Here is a 17591-nt window from a genome sequence, read left to right as displayed (position 1 = left end):
TCTTTATAGCTTGACGCTGGATAGCGAGCAAATTACGTTATGCGTAATCGAATTACGATAATAACAACCCCGGCGTGCCGAAACCTCTGAGCCAGAGCGATGGGCCACTGCCGACTCCCTGTTCAGGAGGCTCCATGAACCTCGATTCAACCGCTCAGGCGCTGGCGTATCAGTCCGGTTTCGGCAACGAATTCAGCACTGAAGCGTTGCCCGGCGCGCTGCCCGTCGGCCAGAACTCCCCGCAAAAAGCCCCGTACGGCCTCTACACTGAATTGTTTTCCGGCACCGCGTTCACCATGAATCGCAGCGAAGCGCGGCGTACCTGGATGTACCGGATTCAGCCGTCGGCCAATCACCCGGCCTTCGTCAAACTGGAGCGGCAATTGGCCGGTGGGCCGTTGGGCGAAGTGACGCCCAATCGCCTGCGCTGGAATCCGCTGGAGATCCCGGCCGAGCCGACTGATTTCATCGATGGTCTGGTGAGCATGGTGGCCAACTCCGCCGCCGAAAAACCGTCCGGCATCAGCATTTACAACTACGCCGCCAACCGTTCGATGGAGCGCGTGTTTTTCAACGCCGACGGCGAACTGCTGCTGGTGCCGCAACTCGGTCGTCTGCGCGTTGCCACTGAATTGGGCGTGCTGGAAGTGGCGCCGCTGGAAATCGTCGTGCTGCCGCGTGGCCTGAAATTCCGCGTTGAACTGCTCGATCCGCAAGCTCGCGGTTACGTCGCCGAGAACCATGGCGCGCCGCTGCGCCTGCCGGACCTGGGGCCGATCGGCAGCAACGGTCTGGCCAATCCGCGCGACTTCCTGACCCCGGTCGCCGCTTACGAAAACCTGCAGCAGCCAACCACGCTGGTGCAGAAATTCCTCGGTCAGTTGTGGGCCACCGAACTCAATCACTCGCCGCTGAACGTGGTCGCCTGGCACGGCAATAACGTGCCGTACAAATACGACCTGCGCCGTTTCAACACCATCGGCACGGTGAGTTTCGATCATCCCGATCCGTCGATCTTCACCGTGCTGACGTCGCCGACCAGCGTGCACGGCCTGGCCAACCTCGACTTCGTGATCTTCCCGCCACGCTGGATGGTCGCTGAAAACACCTTCCGGCCGCCATGGTTCCACCGCAACCTGATGAACGAATTCATGGGCCTGATCCAGGGCGAATACGACGCCAAGGCTGAGGGCTTCGTGCCGGGCGGCGCGTCGCTGCACAGCTGCATGAGCGCCCACGGCCCGGACGGCGAGACCTGCACCAAAGCGATCAACGCCGAGCTCAAACCAGCGAAAATCGACAACACCATGGCCTTCATGTTCGAGACCAGCCAAGTGCTGCGCCCAAGCCGCTTCGCCCTCGACTGCCCGCAACTGCAATCCACTTACGACGCCTGCTGGGCCACGCTGCCCGCCACGTTCGACCCGACCCGGAGATAACTCATGACGCAGAATTCCATCACCCGCAGCTGGGTCGCTTCGGCCAACGGCCACGCTGATTTCCCGTTGCAGAACTTGCCGCTCGGGGTATTCAGCCTTGATGGCTCGGCACCGCGCGCAGGCGTGGCGATTGGCGAACACATCTTTGATCTGCAAGTGGCGCTGGAAGCCGGGCTGTTCGACGGTACCGCGCGCAGTGCCGTCGAAGCCATGCACGGTGGTCAGCTGAACGCGTTCTTCGAACTCGGTCGCGACGCTCGTGTTGCTTTGCGTGAGCGCCTCCTGGAACTGTTCAGCGAAGGCAGCACGCACCGTGGCAGCATCGAAGCCCAAGGCGTGAAACTGCTGCCGCTGGCCAGCGATTGCCAACTGCATCTGCCGGCGCGCATCAGTGATTACACCGACTTCTACGTCGGCATCGAACACGCGCAAAACGTCGGCAAACTGTTCCGTCCGGATAACCCGTTGCTGCCGAACTACAAGCACGTGCCGATCGGTTATCACGGTCGCGCCTCCACCGTACGCGCATCCGGCACTGACGTTCGTCGTCCGAAAGGCCAGACCTTGCCGGCCGGTCAGACTGAGCCGACCTTCGGCCCGTGCGCGCGACTGGATTACGAACTGGAACTGGGCATCTGGATCGGTCAGGGCAACGAGATGGGCGACTCGATCGCCATCGGCGATGCCGCTGATCACATCGCCGGTTTCTGCCTGCTCAACGATTGGTCGGCGCGCGATATCCAGGCGTGGGAATACCAGCCGCTGGGTCCGTTCCTGTCGAAGAGTTTCATCACCAGCGTTTCGCCGTGGGTCGTAACAGCGGAAGCGCTGGCGCCATTCCGCACTGCGCAACCGAAGCGTCCGGATGGTGATCCGCAGCCGCTGCCGTACCTGTTCGACAAACGCGATCAGGACGGCGGTGCTTTCGACATCGAACTGGAAGTGCTGCTGCTCACCGAAGCCATGCGCGAACAGAATCTGCCGGCTCATCGCCTGACCCTGAGCAACACCCGCTACATGTACTGGACCGTCGCGCAAATGGTCGCGCACCACAGCGTCAACGGTTGCCAGTTGCAGGCCGGTGATCTGTTCGGTTCAGGCACTTTGTCCGGCCCGGAAAACGGTCAGTTCGGCAGCCTGCTGGAAATCACCGAGGGTGGTAAAAAACCGATCGAACTGGCCTCTGGCGAAGTGCGTAAATTCCTTGAGGACGGTGACGAAATCATCCTGCGCGCACGTTGTGCTCGTGATGGTTTCGCGTCGATCGGTTTCGGCGAATGCCGTGGCAAAGTGTTGGCGGCGCGCTGACAGGAGCGGCTCATGGACCTCTATACCTACTACCGATCGACCTCGTCGTACCGCGTGCGGATCGCATTGGCATTGAAGGGACTCGACTATCAGGCACTGCCGGTCAACCTGATCGCACCGGCCGGTGGCGAGCATCGGCAAGCGGCGTATCTGGCGATCAATCCACAGGGCCGGGTGCCGGCCTTGCGCACTGATGAAGGCGAGTTATTGATCCAGTCGCCGGCGATCATCGAATACTTGGAGGAACGTTATCCACAGGTGCCGCTGTTACCGGAAGACCTTGCGGCCCGCGCCCATGTGCGCGGCGTGGCGGCGGTGATCGGCTGCGACGTGCATCCGCTGCACAACGTCAGCGTGCTCAATCGTCTGCGTCAGTTGGGGCATGACGAACCGCAGGTGGTGGAGTGGATCAGCCACTGGATCGGCCAAGGCTTGGCGACGGTGGAGGAGTTGATTGGCGACGAGGGCTTCTGTTTCGGCGAGTGGCCGTGTGTGGCGGATGTTTACCTGATTGCGCAGTTGTATGCGGCTGAGCGGTTTAACGTTTCGTTGGAGGCTTACCCAAAAATTTGCCGCGTTGCCGCGCTGGCAGCTGAACATCCGGCGTTCATCAAGGCGCATCCCGCGAATCAACCTGACACCCCGTAACTGATCACTGATAAACCTGTGGGAGCGGGCTTGCCCGCGATAGCGATCGTTCAGACTCAGTTGTATTGAATCTACCGCCGTCATCGCGGGCAAGCCCGCTCCCACAGGGGGCTCGGTTGATGCACCGAAAAATCATAAAAACAAAACAGGTACCTTGCGATGCACAACCAGATTGCCAGCTTCCGTGCGGCACTCGACGCCCGTCCTGTGTCCCGTTATCAGTGGATGCTCTTGATCCTGCTCGCCTTGCTGCTGGTCACCGACGGCTATGACGCCCAGGTGCTCGGCTACGTAGTGCCCGCGCTGGCGCAGGATTGGGGCCTGGAGAAATCTGCGTTCGGGCCTGTGTTCAGCGCCAACCTGCTCGGCCTGACCATAGGTTCTCTGGTGGTAACGCCTTTGGCTGACCGTTTTGGCGTGCGACGGATTCTGCTCGCTTGTGTGCTGATCTACGCCAGCCTCACGGTACTGATGGTGTTTGCCGACTCGTTGAACACGCTGATGATCGCGCGTTTCATCTGCGGCATCGGCATGGGCGGCGCGATGCCCAGCGCCATGGCACTGATGTCGGAATATTCGCCGCCACGCCTGCGCACTTTGATGGTGACACTGGCAGCGTGCGGTTTTTCGTTCGGTGGGGCGGCCGGAGGTTTTGTCGCGGCAGGGTTCATCGACCAGTTCGGCTGGCAAGCGGTGTTCCTTGCGGGCGGCGTGACGCCATTGCTGCTGTTCCCGTTTCTCTGGTGGATGCTGCCGGAATCTCTACCGCGCTTGCTGCGTGATGCGCCGCCGTATGCACGCCTGCGCAAAGTCAGCGCGCGGATGTTGCCGGACTGGCAACCGCCGCTGGCGAGCGTCGAGCAGAACGAACGCGAGCAGGGCAGCAAACTGACCGTGGTCGAGTTATTCCGCAACGGCTACGCACGGCCCACCTTGCTGATCTGGGCGACGTTTTTTGTCAGCCTGATTCTGCTGTATTTCATGATCAGCTGGTTGCCGACGTTGTTGCTGGAAAGTGGCCTGAAGCTCAACGAAGCCAACCTGGTGACGTCGATGTTTCTGTTCGCCGGTACCTTGGGCGCGATCTGCATGGCCTGGTTCGCCGACCGTTTGAAGCGCAAGGTGCGGCTGTTGTCTGGCGTTTTGGCAGGGGCAGCGTTATGTACGATTCTGCTCGGACTCAATCACGACAACCCGCGTTATCTGGTGGCCTGCGTATTCGCGGCCGGTTTCTGCATCATCGGCGGGCAACTGACGCTGAATGCGTTCGCCAGTAACTTTTACCCGGCGCACGTGCGCGCCACGGGCACCGGTTGGGCGTTGGGCGTGGGGCGTTTTGGTTCAATCCTCGGGCCGCTGTTCGGCAGCCTGCTGCTGGCGATGCACATTCCGGTGGAGCAGATTTTCTTCTTCTGCGCGATCCCGGCGGTGATTGCTGCGTTGCTGATTATTCAGGTGCGCTCGCCTGCCGAAAACGGTTCGGCGGTGGGTGTCGGGGCGTCGGTTAAATCCTGAAGATCTTGTGCTTTCAATGGACGACGGAATTAGGCGGCAAGTGGCTGAGCCGATCGGTCAGGCGCAGACGCTGGATCGGATCATCACTCAACAATAACGCGCGCTCCAGATCGAAGCGTTCGGCATTCGGACAATCCAGCCGCTGATACAAACTCGCCCGCGCCAGATAATCAGCGGCAGCAGCATCGCCCAGTTCGAGTACCCGTTCAGCGTCGATCAGCGAGGCAATGAAGTCGTCATGCGTCAGGTGCAACTGGCGCAAGTTGCGCGACAGGCGCTGGAGCATCTGCACCGGCGTGGCGGTCAACAGGTGCTCGGCGCTGATTTTCATGTTCGGCCCGTATTGGCGCTGCAACAGTTCGCGACAATCATTCGGATACAGGCGTCGACCGCCGCAGGGATCGAGCAAGTGATCCGCGCCGGGTACGCGCAATAAAAAGTGCCCGGGGAAATTGACGCCGACCAGTGGAATCTCCAGACCGCGTGCCAGCTCAAGGGCAATCAACGCCAGCGCCAGGGGCTGACCGCGCCGTGTCTGCAAGACTTTCGGCAGCAACGCCGCCTGCGGGCGCAGCGGCAAGAAGTCGTCCTGGGCGAACCCCAGTTCAATCATGCGCCGCAGCAGCGGCTGCGCCAGTTCGCTGACCGGTAGCATGGGCAGACCGTAGCTGACCTTTTGTTGCAGCTCTTTGAAATCGAGCAAGAGTGCGGCGGGATCGACGGCTTTATCGTGCTCGGCAGCAATCCACAACGCGGCTTCAAACAGCGCGGGCGGTGAGCGATGCAGACAGTCGAAAAAGCGTTGGCGCGGACTCATCGAAATCTCCCTCGAATGCCTCGTTTTAGCCCCGTCAGTGCTATTCGTCCAGTGGCGGATTTTGCAGCGATTGAGTTATGCCGCAAAACATCTGTCTTCGAGGCCGCTTATTCCGGTGCGCTCCAGCAATTTTCAGGCGCAGGCCTATACTGGCGTTCTACAAGAAGTGATTCGGGAGCCCAACGATGTTTGCGCTCATGCAAAGCACTCGCCTGGAATCGCTGCACCTTAGCGTTGACCCGGTGTCCGGGTTGAAGGCGGTCATTGCCATCCACAACAGTCGCCTCGGGCCAGCCTTGGGCGGATGTCGTTACCTTGCCTACCCCAATGACGAATCGGCCGTCGAAGACGCCATTCGCCTCGCCCAAGGCATGAGCTACAAGGCCGCGCTGGCGGGGCTGGAGCAGGGCGGCGGCGTCGCCGTCATCGTGCGCCCGGCCCATGTGGAAAATCGTGGCGCGTTGTTTGAAGCCTTCGGCCGCTGCATCGATCAGCTCGACGGTCGTTACATCACCGCCATCGACAGCGGCACCTCAGTGGCCGACATGGACTGCATCGCCCAGCAAACCCAGCATGTCACCAGCACCACCTCGGCGGGCGATCCGGCGCCGCATGCGGCGATGGGTGTGTTCACCGGTATCCGCGCGACAGCCATGGCCCGTTTGGGCAGCGACAACCTGGAAGGCCTGCGCGTAGCGATTCAGGGGCTGGGCAATGTCGGTTTTGCCTTGGCCGAGCAGCTGCACGCGGCGGGCGCCGAACTGCTGGTCAGCGACATCGACCACGGCAAGGTGCAACTGGCGATGGAACAGCTCAACGCGCACCCGATTGCCAACGATGCGCTGCTCAGCACGCCTTGCGACATTCTGGCGCCGTGTGGTCTGGGCGGGGTGTTGAACAGCCATAGCGTCACGCAGCTGCGTTGTTCGGCGGTGGCGGGGTCGGCGAATAATCAGCTCACGCATCTGGACGTCGCCGATCAACTGGAGCGACGCGGAATTCTGTATGCGCCGGATTATGTGATCAATGCCGGTGGGCTGATTTATGTGTCGTTGAAACATCGTGGCGAGGAATTGCCAACGATTACCGCGCATCTGTCGAAGATCAGCTCGCGGTTGACCGAGGTGTTCGCCCATGCGCAGGCGGAGAAGCGTTCGCCGGCGCGGGTGGCGGATGAGTTGGCGGAGAAAGTTTTGTATCGCTGAAACGCAAAAGATCGCAGCCTTCGGCAGCTCCTACATTTGGAATATTTATCCCTGTAGGAGCTGCCGAAGGCTCGGGCCGCGATCGGACGATCTTTTGATGTGGCGCTGATTACTTCGGCGCTTTTGCCGCTTTAGCAGGCTTGGCCGGCGCTTCAGCTGCTTCCACCACATCAGCTTGTTCAGCAGCCTCGGCCGGGGCGTTGAGCAACTCCGACAATGCGTCTGGCTGGCTCTTGAACGCTCGGGCAAACACATCGCGGTTCTTCGCCATGTAGATCCCGGCTTCTTCCACTTGCTGTTCAGTCAGGGACGGAACGGCTTTTTGCAACACATCGGCCAGATATTCGGCCAGTTCGAGCATTTTGTCATGACGGTCAGCTTCGGCTTTATCCATGAACAAGCGCTCCAGATCTCGGCTGCTGCGGTATACCACTTCGACGGCCATTCACCACCTCACATGCCTTCACATTAAGTTGTCTTGACGACTACTGTATCCATATACAGCGAAAAGGATAAGCGAATCCCTGCGCCATGGGTAGTGGCTTTTTAATGTAGACCGGATTTCGGCTTTGCGAGGGGTCGTGCTGGGGACATCGCGGGCAGGCTCACACCTGCAGGAGCGGGGCGTGGTGCGACCAAACGCCACGGCGCGGGTTTGGCGGCGGCTCGCCATGATGGCGTGGCCTCTTTTCTGCATGAAAACCGTTACGTGCAGAAAACCGTCACGTCCAACACGCATCATCCGCTCGCATCGGGCTAAGGAACATCATCGTGAAAATAAACTGGGCCGAGAAACTGCGGCAAAACGTGCATCAACTGGCCGAGTCCCTGGGCAACCTGTTCGTCGAAACCTTCCACTATCTGGCGCTGTTTGCCATCGGTGCGGTGACGGCATACGCGGCGGTGATGGAGTTTCTCGGGATGCTCGAGGAAGGCCACATCAAGATCGATGACATTCTGTTGCTGTTCATCTATCTCGAATTGGGGGCGATGGTCGGGATTTACTTCAAGACCAATCACATGCCGGTGCGCTTCCTGATCTACGTGGCGATCACCGCGCTGACGCGCCTGCTGATCTCCAACGTCTCGCACCACAACCCGCCGGACATGGGCATCATCTACCTGTGCGGCGGGATTCTGCTGCTGGCGTTGTCGATTCTGGTGGTGCGTTACGCCTCGTCACAATTTCCTTCGGTGAAGATCGAGAAACCGCAGCGCACCCTCGGTACAGGTTCCAGCGAACATCCTGAAGTGGAGAAGGGCGAGCTTTAAAGCCCGGCGGCTGGTCGGGGCTGGCCGTTGATACGTGGCGGTGGCGGGGTCAGCCCGTCGCCGCTGGTCATCGCTTCGAGAATCGCCATGGCGCTGTGGCCCTGTTCGATGGCGATACCGAATTGAATGCTTTGCACCAGCCGTTTGAGCCGCGCCGGATCGTTGCGCTGTTCGGCACTGATCATGCGCTTGGCGACGATATGGCCGCTGTTGGACAGGGTCAGCATGATGCTGCCGTCCAGGCCCTGAATGCTCAGGTTGATCTGATAGTCCGGCGCAAAGGCATCGGTAATGATTTGAAAAGGGTTGTCCATGATGCGTCACCGCCTGATTGAACGTGCAGTTGTTGACCGGCCGTGATCGGGTTGGTTCGCCAAACCGGATCACCGGCCATTCCGTGTCCTGTCCTGGTTACTCACGTAGGAGCTGCCGAAGGCTGCGATCTTTTGATCTTCAATGTTTTGATTTCGGTCATGAAGGTCAAAAGATCGCAGCCTCGTTTCACTCGACAGCTCCTACAGGGGGAGTTTGCAAGGGCTGTGCCGGGAAAATTGTCGAACAATGAACACGGGCATAAAAAAAGGCGAGCCGCTTGGCTCGCCTTTTTTTATGGCGCGTTTTCAGGGCAGAACCGAGTAGATGATCGCTGACAGTGCAATCAGGCCGATCAACACCACAAACACGTTGGATGCCTGGCCCGAATACTGGCGCAAGGCTGGTACACGGCGGATGGCGTACATCGGCATCAGGAACAACAGGCAGGCAATCACCGGCCCGCCGAGGGTTTCGATCATCCCCAGAATGCTCGGGTTGAAGGTCGCCACGGCCCAGCAGCTGAGGATCATGAACACAGCGGTCGCGCGATTCAGCCAGCTCGCCGAAATCACCCGGCCACGGCTGCGCAGGCTTTTCACGATCATGCCCTGGAAGCCTTCGCTGGCGCCGATGTAGTGGCCGAGGAAGGATTTGGTGATCGCCACCAGCGCAATCAACGGCGCGGCGTAAGCGATGACCGGGGTCTGGAAGTGGTTGGCCAGGTACGACAGAATCGAAATGTTCTGCGCCTTCGCCGCTGCCAGATCCGCCGGCGACAACGCCAGCACACAGCTGAAGCAGAAGAACATCACCGTAACGACCATCATGCCGTGCGCCATGGCGAGGATGCCGCTGCTCTTGCGTTCGGCCTGCTCGCCGTAGCGCTGCTTCTGATCAACCGCGAACGCCGAGATGATCGGCGAATGGTTGAACGAGAACACCATCACCGGGATCGCCAGCCACATGGTTTTGAAGAACACCGACATCGGCATCGCTTCCTGAGCGCTGGCGAAGAACGCGCCGTTCCAGTTCGGGATCAGGCTAAGGGCAAGCAGCAACAAGGCGGCGACAAACGGATAAACCAGCACGCTCATGGCTTTGACGATCACCGTCTGGCCGCAACGGACAATCGCCATCAGACCGAGGATCAGCGCCAGCGAGAGGATCGCCCGTGGCGGCGGGGCGATGTGCAGCTGGTGTTCGAGAAAGCTGCTCAGGGTGTTGGTCAGCGCCACGCTGTACACCAGCAGGATCGGGAAGATCGCAAAGAAATACAGCAGCGTGATCAGCTTGCCGGCGCCGACGCCGAAGTGTTCTTCCACCACTTCGGTGATGTTCCCGGAACGCCCGGACAAGACGAAACGGGTCAGGCCCCGGTGCGCAAAAAACGTCATCGGGAAGGCCAGTACCGCCAGAATCAGCAACGGCCAGAAACCGCCGACACCGGCGTTGATTGGCAGGAACAAGGTACCGGCACCGATGGCCGTGCCGTACAGGCCCAGCATCCAGGTGGTGTCGGATTTGCTCCAGCCCTTGTGGGCCGTTTCTGTTTTGCTTGTGCGCTCTACAGCGGGATTTTCGGCAGCAGGTGTACGTACATCGGTCATCGGTATCGCCTCGTTATTATTCTTGCTCGGGCTCACGGTTGGCAGACCGTCGAATGCGGTCTGCCGGGGCGGTCAGGGAATGCGCCTCAGCACTCCACCCAGCTCACGGCCAGGCCACCCCGTGAAGTCTCTTTGTATTTGTCATGCATGTCGGCGCCGGTATCGCGCATGGTGCGGATCACCCGGTCGAGGGAAATAAAGTGGTTGCCGTCGCCGCGCAGGGCCATTTGCGTGGCGTTGATCGCCTTCACGGCGGCGATCGCATTGCGTTCAATACACGGCACCTGCACCAGGCCGCCGACCGGGTCGCAGGTCAGGCCGAGGTTATGTTCCAGGCCAATTTCTGCGGCGTTTTCCAGTTGCTCGGGGGTCGCGCCGAGCACATCGGCAAGGCCGGCTGCGGCCATGGCGCACGCCGAACCGACTTCGCCCTGACAGCCAACTTCGGCGCCGGAGATCGAGGCATTTTTCTTACACAGAATGCCGACCGCAGCCGCACCGAGAAAGAAAGCGACCACGTCATCGTCAGACGCATCCGGGTTGAATTTCATGTAGTAGTGCAGAACCGCCGGGATGATCCCGGCTGCACCATTGGTCGGCGCGGTGACCATGCGCCCGCCGGCAGCGTTCTCTTCGTTGACGGCGAGGGCGAACAGATTGACCCATTCCATCGCCGACAGTGTTGAACTGATCACGTTCGGCTTGCCTATTTCCAACAGGCTGCGGTGCAATTTCGCCGCACGGCGCGGCACATTCAGACCGCCGGGCAGGATGCCTTCGTGGCGCAAACCCTGCTCGACGCACTCGCGCATCACCGACCAGATGTGCAGCAGGCCCTGGCGGATTTCGGCGTCGCTGCGCCAGGCGCGTTCGTTGGCCATCATCAGTTCGGACACGCGCAGGTTGTTCTTCTTGCACAGTGCCAGCAGTTCGGCAGCGCTGGAAAAGTCGTACGGCAACACCACGTCGCCAGCCGGCGCTACACCGGACTCGGCTTCGGCCGCTTCGATGATGAAACCGCCGCCCACCGAGTAGTACGTCTGCTTGAACAGCTCGGCCGTTTCGCCAAAGGCTGTCAGCGACATGGCGTTGGGGTGGTAGGGCAGGCTCTCGTCCAGCAGCAGGAGATCGCGCTGCCAGTTGAAGGCAATTTCTCTTTGCCCGGCGAGGGACAGTTGGCCTGTCTCGCGCAATTGCTGAATGCGTGGATCGATGGTCGACGGATCGATGCTGTCCGGCCATTCGCCCATCAGGCCCATGACGGTTGCGCGGTCGGTGGCGTGACCGACGCCGGTGGCCGACAACGAGCCGTACAGGCGGATCTCTACACGGCGCACATCGTTGAGCACACACTGGTCGATCAACGCCTGAGCGAAGGTCGCAGCCGCCCGCATCGGGCCGACGGTATGGGAGCTGGACGGGCCGATGCCGACTTTGAATAGATCGAAAACACTGATAGCCATGCTAAACCCTTACAAGCAATGGAGTGGGAATCGCTGCCATTTTTTGTAGGACAAGCGCAATGTCGGCGATACTGCCTACCTCAGTCCTACGTGACTAACGAAACTTCCTAAGTAAGCCTTTAGCAGGACTAAACAATGAGTCGTCAATTGCATGCGCAGACCTACGTCTGGCTACAGGTGTTTTCCTGTGCCGCGCGGCATCTGTCGTTCACCCGATGTGCCGAAGAGCTGCACATCACCCCCGGCGCGGTCAGCCAGCAAATTCGCCAACTGGAGGAGCGCCTGGGATTTCGCCTGTTTCATCGGCGTGCGCGCGGTGTGGAATTGAGTGCAGAAGGGCAGCGGCTGGCCATTACCGTCAATGAAGCGTATGGCAGCATCGATGCGGAATTGCGTCGGCTCGATGCCGGGATGATCAGCGGAATCTTGCGTGTGCGCTCGATTCCGTCTTTTCTCAGCAAGTGGCTGACGCCGCGCCTGCCACGTTTGCAACAGCGCTATCCGGACATTCAGCTACGGCTGGTTGCCGAAGACAGCAGCGTGCCGTTGCACGAGGGTGACTTTGATCTGGCGATCGATCTGAACGACGGTAGTTATCCGGGATTGTTATCCACAGCCTTGCTCGACGAGCAGATTTTCCCGGTGTGTGCGCCGAGCCTGTTGCGCGGGCGACCGCCGCTGCACGGGCCGGCGGATCTGGTGCATTTTCCGTTGCTGCACGACATCACCGCCTGGCGCGGCAGTTATGAATACGCGGAGTGGGAGTTTTATTTGAATGCGATCGGTTTTGAAGGCGCCGACGTAAGGCGCGGGCACACCTTCAACCGCAATCACCTGACCATTGAAGCGGCGATTGCCGGCATGGGCGTGGCGATTGCCCGGCGCACATTGCTTAACGATGAACTGGAGCGCGGCACGCTGATTGTGCCGTTCGGCCTGTCGGTGCCCAACCATAAACGCTATGTGTTGCTGTACGCGCCAGGTGCGTTGAGCCATCCGGGCGTGCGTGCGGTGCATGATTGGCTGGTCGAAGAAGCGGGGATATTTCGCAGTCTGCACCCGTTGAACGACGGGCAATTGTGAGCAAATTTTGCCGGATGACGGGGCGACCCAACTCCCGACCTTACCAGCGCTTTGCTCGGTTGTCCGGCTTTTTTTGCGAATGAATATTTATCTTTTTTCAGGGGTTGAAATGTTCGCCGGTCGGGCCGATTGTTGTAACCAAGGGGTCAGGAAATTCAATTCAAGGCCCCTCGCGAGCTAGCTGAAATAAGGGATGAACTATGCAAATCCAAGTCAACAGCGATAACCATATTCAAAGTAGTCAACGACTGGAGGAGTGGGTACGTACAACCATTGAGAGCACGCTCGAACGTTATGAAGAAGACCTGACCCGTGTCGAAGTCCACCTGAGCGACGAGAACGGTGACAAACCAGGTCCCCATGACATGCGCTGCCAACTGGAAGCGCGGCCAAAAGGCCATCAACCGATTTCCGTGACCCATAAAGCCGATTCGCTGGAACAGGCGATCGACGGCGCTGCCGAAAAACTCGAGCATGCTTTGGAGCACCTTTTCGGCAAACTGCGAGGTAAACCACGCGCCGCTGTAGTGCCATTCAGTGGCAAGGCCAACGACAAGCTGTTGGCGGAAGAGTTTGATGAGAATGAACAGGCAGCGATCAACAGTTGATGCGCTGATTTTATAAGCCACCCGATGAGAACGGGCCTGCGAAAGCAGGCCCGTTTTTGTTTGTGCAAGATGATTTCAAGTTGATATCAAATAAACGAATCACCGCATTTGTATCAGCGTGATTACACGATTGTTTTGGTTTTCCCGCGCGTCAGTTCGTTTCAAATACTAGTTCGGTCAAGTTTATCGAGAAGTTGTACAAATCAAGGATGATTGTAATGGAGTTTGTTCTGGCCCCTTTTCCACGGTTTATTCTTTCGGCATTGGCCGGAGCAGCGATCGGCATGTTCAGCGCCCAGGTTCAAAGCTGCCCGATTGATATCAGGGAACTGACCATTACGCAGATTCAACAAGGTTTCGAGGACGGGCGCTACACGTCGGAGCAACTGACAAAAGCCTTCCTGTCTCGCATTGATCAATACAATCCCTATTACAACGCCTTTACCGTGATGAACTCGAAGGCGCTGGATGAAGCGCGTGATATTGATCGGCGGCGCAAGTCCGGAGAGAAACTTGCGCAGATGGCGGGCGTTCCTGTGGTCGTGAAGGACACTATGGACATGGCTGGATTTGCCTCCACCGCCGGTTATGCCCCTCTCTCCTCCAAAGCCGGTGGCATCGACCTGATTCCGGAAAAAGATTCTGCCGTGGTTCAACGACTGCGGGCTGCCGGCGCGATCATTCTGGCGAAAACCAATGTGCCGGTATTTTCTGGAAGCCCTGCCAACGCCAATGACAGCTGGGCGGGCGTGACGTATAACGCGCTCAATCGCGCGTGGTTGCCGGGTGGCTCTTCGGCAGGCTCTGCCACCGCTGTCGCGGCGAACTTTGCCGTGGTCGGGCTGGCCGAGGAAACCGGCGGATCGATTCAAAATCCGGCAGCAGCGCAGAGTCTTGTCGGGATCAAACCGACGTTCGGTTTGATTCCAAATTCTGGCGTGATTCCGCAAGCGGGTTCAACCCGCGATGTTGTCGGACCCATCGCCCGCACCGTGCAAGACGCGGCCATTACTTTGGACGTATTGGCCGGTTACACCCTGGACGATCCTAAAACCACCGCGGCCTTTGGCAATATCCCGCAGACGGGGTATGCGACCGATTTGCGTCCGGGCGAACTCAACGGCAAGCGTATCGGATTATTCGGCGCGGGCTGGAACAAGGCGTTTGCCACTCTACCGGCAGAAACAAAAACACAGTATCGCAAGGCGATAAGTCAGCTTCAGAAGCTGGGCGCTGTGGTGATTGACGACCCGTTCAGCGGGTCCGGCCTGGTTGACCTGGCGCCGGTTGACGGCAGTTATGACGCGCGCGGATCGGATGCCCATGCGTATGATCTTGATCGTTATCTGCGCAAGCTGGGTGCCAGTGCAGAGGTTCATTCGCTTGAGCAATTGCAGGAGCGAATCGGCGTAAAGCTGTTTGAATCCGATGGCCCGCTTGAGTACTACGTGACGCAGTTGCCCGTGCTGGCGCGGTCATACCAGACACCGGCCATCGCTCCCGACCTGTCCGAGTTTGCCGATCTTCGCGAGCACTATTTGCGCATCATCAACCGGGTCATGCGTGAGCATCAGCTCGATGCGCTGGTATTCCCGCAAATGTTCGAGCCCGTGGGTGATGTATATGGGGGATTCATGGACGCGACGACCTCTTCGATCATCAATATTGCCGGCATTCCCGGTGTGGTGGTGCCCAGTGGTGCGTACCCCGGAGGACAGCCGTTTTCGCTGATCTTCGTCGGTCGCATGTGGAGCGAGCGCGAGCTGATCGGCTACGCCTATGACTATGAACAATTCGTCAAAGGCCGACTGGTTGCAGGTGATCTGCAAACGACGCCCGGGCCCAAACCTGAATCCTGAATCCTAAGGTGTGCCGTCGAACTCGGCCCATTGCACCGGGCACGGGTTCGACGGGCTATCAATCAAGGTGCCAACAACACTCAGAACGCTACGGATGTCTGCACATACACGGTGCGTGGCTCACCGACATATTTACCCTTGTTGTTGTCATCAAACGAGCGCGTGAAGTACTGCGTGTTGAAGATGTTCTTCACTCCCACCGCCACGTTCAGATCCGCCAACTGCGGCCCGAAGTCATAACCCGCGCGGCTACTGAAAAGCATGTAACCCGGAATCTTGCCGGTACTGCCGTCGGCGCTTTCTTGTGAGGTGTTGGCGTTGTCGGCGAACTGGTCACTCTGGAAACTGCTGTCCAGATTCAACTTCCACGGCCCTTCGGTGTAACCCACACCAATCGTGCCTTTGTGCTTCGACGAGAACGGCACACGATTACCTTTGTTCGGCCCGTCTTCGCGAATGGTCGCGTCAACGAAGGCGTAAGTCGCGTAGACATCGAAACCGGCCAGCGCCGGGCTCAAGTCATCCAGCGCGTAATTGACGCTGGTCTCAATGCCCTGATGACGGGTTTCGCCACGGGCGATCACCGAATCGTTGGTCTGGTTGCTTTCGTACTGATTGTCGAAGTTGATCAGGAACGCGCCGATTTCCGCGCGCAACGCGCCATTGTCATAGCGGGTGCCAAGTTCCCAGGTACGGGCCTTTTCCGGTTTCACTTCGCCGCTGCTGACGCGGTTGGGCATCTGGCTGTACTGCACGCTGCCGAACGAACCTTCGGTGTTGGCGTACAGGTTCCAGCTGTCGGTCAGGTGATAAAGCACATTCAACGCCGGCAGCGCGGTGTTGTAGTCGCCCTTGTATTTTACGTTGGTCAGGTTGTTGGTCTGCTGCGACTCGATCATCTCGTAGCGCACGCCCGGAGTGATGGTCCATTTGCCGATGTCGATGCGGTCGTCGACGAAGAACGCATTGGCCTCGGTGCCGCCACGGGTGTCGCGGTCATTGCGGCTGTTGGTGGTCGGGTATTCGTTGCTGGCGATCGGCGTGCGATAGCGCAGTTCGTGGCCCGCCTCGTTGATGTAACGATAACCGACGCCGACTTCATGGCTGCTCGGGCCGAGGTCGAAGCCTTGGGCGAAACGGGTTTCCAGACCACGCACCCAATACTCGCGCGGCGACAGCGAGAGGAACGAGCCCTGATCGAGATAGCCGCTGCGCAGGGTCTTGGTGAAGAAGGTGTTGGCGGTGAATTCGCGGCGATCTTCCTGGTAGCGATAGCCGAAGTTGAACATCGTGCGACGGCCCCAGAACTGGTCTTTCGGGCGCGTCGACTGATACGGATCGGCATCGTAATCGGCGACGTTCAGACCGCCGGGCATGTCGGCCTTGCCTTCGTAATATTGGGCCATGGCGTTGAAGCTGTTGGCCTCGTCGAGCTGGTATTTGCCCTTGAGAATCAGGTCGTCGATTTCGGTGTCGCTGTGTTCGCGCCAGTCACCGCCACGGGTGCCGGAGTACAGCAACGCGCCGCCGAGACCATTGGCATTGGTGCCACCGGCCAACAGGTTGGCGCTGGTCTTGAAGCCGTCGTGACTCGACGAAGGGCTGGTTTCAGTCTGGAAGCCGCCCTTGACGGTTGGCTCGTCAGGAATCGCGCGGGTCACGAAGTTGACCACGCCGCCGACGTTCTGCGGACCGTAGCGCACAGCACCGCCGCCGCGAACCACGTCCACGGCATCCATGTTGCCCATGCTGATCGGGGCGAACGACAGCTGCGGTTGGCCGTAGGGTGCGAACGGCACGGGAATGCCGTCCATCAACACGGTCGAGCGTGCGGCCAGGCGCGGATTCAAACCGCGAATGCCGAAGTTCAGCGCCATGTCATGGCTGCCAGTGCCGTTGTTTTCCGGGGCGTTGACGCCGGGGATGCGGTTGAGCACATCGCGCGCTTGAGTCGCGCCCTGACGTTCGAACTCTTCGCGGCGGATCACATCGCGAGCGCCCGGATGTTCGAAGACGTTGACCTGTTCGGCTTCACCGAGCCAGTCGCCGACGACTTTCGAGGTGTCCAGCTCCAGCGCGGCATCGGCGATCGGTTGCAGGCTGAACGCGTTGTTACCTTCGGCGCGTGCTTGCAGACCGGTGCCTTCGAGCAGCGCATTCAGACCTTGCTCAGGCGTATAGCTGCCTTCCAGACCACGGCTTTGCACACCACTGGTGACTTGCGAACCGAAAGAGATCAGCACACCCGCTTCACGGCCAAACTGGTTGAGGGCGTTTTCCAGCGACGACGGTGCAATGTGATAAGCCTTGGTGTCGGCCGCCATCGCGGCGGGCAGGGCGCTGAAGCTCAGGCTGGCGCCGAGGACGAGATTGCGCAGGCTGCGGGCCAGTGGCGTGAGGCGGGTGGGGTGCATGGTGGGTGATCCTGAGAAGGTGGAATCAAGGGGGCTTT

The 17591-nt window shown here is 59.5% G+C and carries 14 protein-coding genes and 1 pseudogene; 9 read left to right on the top strand and 6 right to left on the bottom strand.

The annotated features are described in order from the left end of the window. Positions 1-134: 134 nt before the first annotated feature. The 4 genes from hmgA to ACZZ0B_RS21375 all read left to right on the top strand — a co-directional run bounded on the left by hmgA (position 135) and on the right by ACZZ0B_RS21375 (position 4910). Positions 135-1439 carry a homogentisate 1,2-dioxygenase gene (hmgA, locus tag ACZZ0B_RS21390; RefSeq protein WP_463546180.1) on the top strand — a complete coding sequence of 435 codons (1305 nt, stop codon included), beginning with the start codon at positions 135-137 and terminating at the stop codon, positions 1437-1439. A gap of 3 nt (positions 1440-1442) precedes the next feature. Beyond that, on the top strand, positions 1443-2747 hold the full coding sequence (gene fahA, locus ACZZ0B_RS21385; protein ID WP_463546179.1) for a fumarylacetoacetase: 1305 nt from the start codon (positions 1443-1445) through the stop codon (positions 2745-2747). Between the two features lie 12 nt (positions 2748-2759). Beyond that, on the top strand, positions 2760-3395 hold the full coding sequence (gene maiA, locus ACZZ0B_RS21380; protein WP_463546178.1) for a maleylacetoacetate isomerase: 636 nt from the start codon (positions 2760-2762) through the stop codon (positions 3393-3395). 159 nt (positions 3396-3554) lie between these two features. Continuing rightward, positions 3555-4910, top strand: coding sequence for an MFS transporter (locus ACZZ0B_RS21375; RefSeq protein ID WP_440093289.1), 1356 nt, complete (start codon positions 3555-3557; stop codon positions 4908-4910). 13 nt (positions 4911-4923) lie between these two features. Here the strand turns inward: ACZZ0B_RS21375 and ACZZ0B_RS21370 are convergent, their stop codons facing one another. Then, the gene (locus tag ACZZ0B_RS21370; protein ID WP_463546177.1) at positions 4924-5727 is read right to left on the bottom strand and encodes a transglutaminase family protein; all 804 of its coding nucleotides are present in this window, start codon (positions 5725-5727) and stop codon (positions 4924-4926) included. Between the two features lie 185 nt (positions 5728-5912). On the opposite strand from ACZZ0B_RS21370, the gene ACZZ0B_RS21365 reads away from it, so the two are divergent. Beyond that, complete coding sequence (locus ACZZ0B_RS21365; RefSeq protein ID WP_440093293.1) at positions 5913-6932, top strand: Glu/Leu/Phe/Val dehydrogenase family protein; 1020 nt, start codon at positions 5913-5915, stop codon at positions 6930-6932. A gap of 190 nt (positions 6933-7122) precedes the next feature. Here the strand turns inward: ACZZ0B_RS21365 and ACZZ0B_RS21360 are convergent. Beyond that, positions 7123-7377, bottom strand: a pseudogene (locus ACZZ0B_RS21360) (YebG family protein); the annotation flags it as partial. 326 nt (positions 7378-7703) lie between these two features. On the opposite strand from ACZZ0B_RS21360, the gene ACZZ0B_RS21355 reads away from it, so the two are divergent. Then, entirely contained in the window at positions 7704-8204 is a 501-nt protein-coding gene (locus tag ACZZ0B_RS21355; protein WP_008087776.1) for a phosphate-starvation-inducible protein PsiE, read from the top strand. On the opposite strand, the gene ACZZ0B_RS21350 is transcribed toward ACZZ0B_RS21355, so the two are convergent. The 3 genes from ACZZ0B_RS21350 to ACZZ0B_RS21340 form a co-directional block, all read right to left on the bottom strand. Then, entirely contained in the window at positions 8201-8518 is a 318-nt protein-coding gene (locus ACZZ0B_RS21350; protein ID WP_008087777.1) for a DUF3509 domain-containing protein, read from the bottom strand. The genes ACZZ0B_RS21355 and ACZZ0B_RS21350 overlap by 4 nt on opposite strands. Positions 8519-8824: 306 nt before the next feature. Beyond that, positions 8825-10126, bottom strand: a complete 1302-nt coding sequence (locus tag ACZZ0B_RS21345) for a serine/threonine transporter (protein ID WP_463546176.1) — start codon at positions 10124-10126, stop codon at positions 8825-8827. A gap of 86 nt (positions 10127-10212) precedes the next feature. Further along, on the bottom strand, positions 10213-11589 hold the full coding sequence (locus tag ACZZ0B_RS21340; RefSeq protein ID WP_008087780.1) for an L-serine ammonia-lyase: 1377 nt from the start codon (positions 11587-11589) through the stop codon (positions 10213-10215). 135 nt (positions 11590-11724) lie between these two features. Between ACZZ0B_RS21340 and ACZZ0B_RS21335 the strand changes: the two genes are divergently transcribed. From ACZZ0B_RS21335 to ACZZ0B_RS21325, 3 genes are all read left to right on the top strand, one after another. Next, positions 11725-12672, top strand: a complete 948-nt coding sequence (locus tag ACZZ0B_RS21335; protein ID WP_007914183.1) for a LysR substrate-binding domain-containing protein — start codon at positions 11725-11727, stop codon at positions 12670-12672. Between the two features lie 200 nt (positions 12673-12872). Then, entirely contained in the window at positions 12873-13280 is a 408-nt protein-coding gene (locus ACZZ0B_RS21330; RefSeq protein ID WP_008087781.1) for an HPF/RaiA family ribosome-associated protein, read from the top strand. Between the two features lie 218 nt (positions 13281-13498). Beyond that, positions 13499-15139 carry an amidase gene (locus ACZZ0B_RS21325; protein WP_008087782.1) on the top strand — a complete coding sequence of 547 codons (1641 nt, stop codon included), beginning with the start codon at positions 13499-13501 and terminating at the stop codon, positions 15137-15139. Between the two features lie 80 nt (positions 15140-15219). Here ACZZ0B_RS21325 and fecA read toward each other — a convergent pair whose 3' ends face one another. Continuing rightward, positions 15220-17553: a TonB-dependent Fe(3+) dicitrate receptor FecA gene (fecA, locus tag ACZZ0B_RS21320; protein ID WP_463546175.1), complete on the bottom strand. Its 2334-nt coding sequence runs from the start codon at positions 17551-17553 to the stop codon at positions 15220-15222. Between the last annotated feature and the right edge of the window lie 38 nt (positions 17554-17591).

The organism is Pseudomonas sp. AC247 (genome assembly GCF_979258015.1).
The sequence above is the reverse complement of the archived record's forward strand: the minus strand, read 5'-3'. Positions and strand labels throughout refer to the sequence as shown.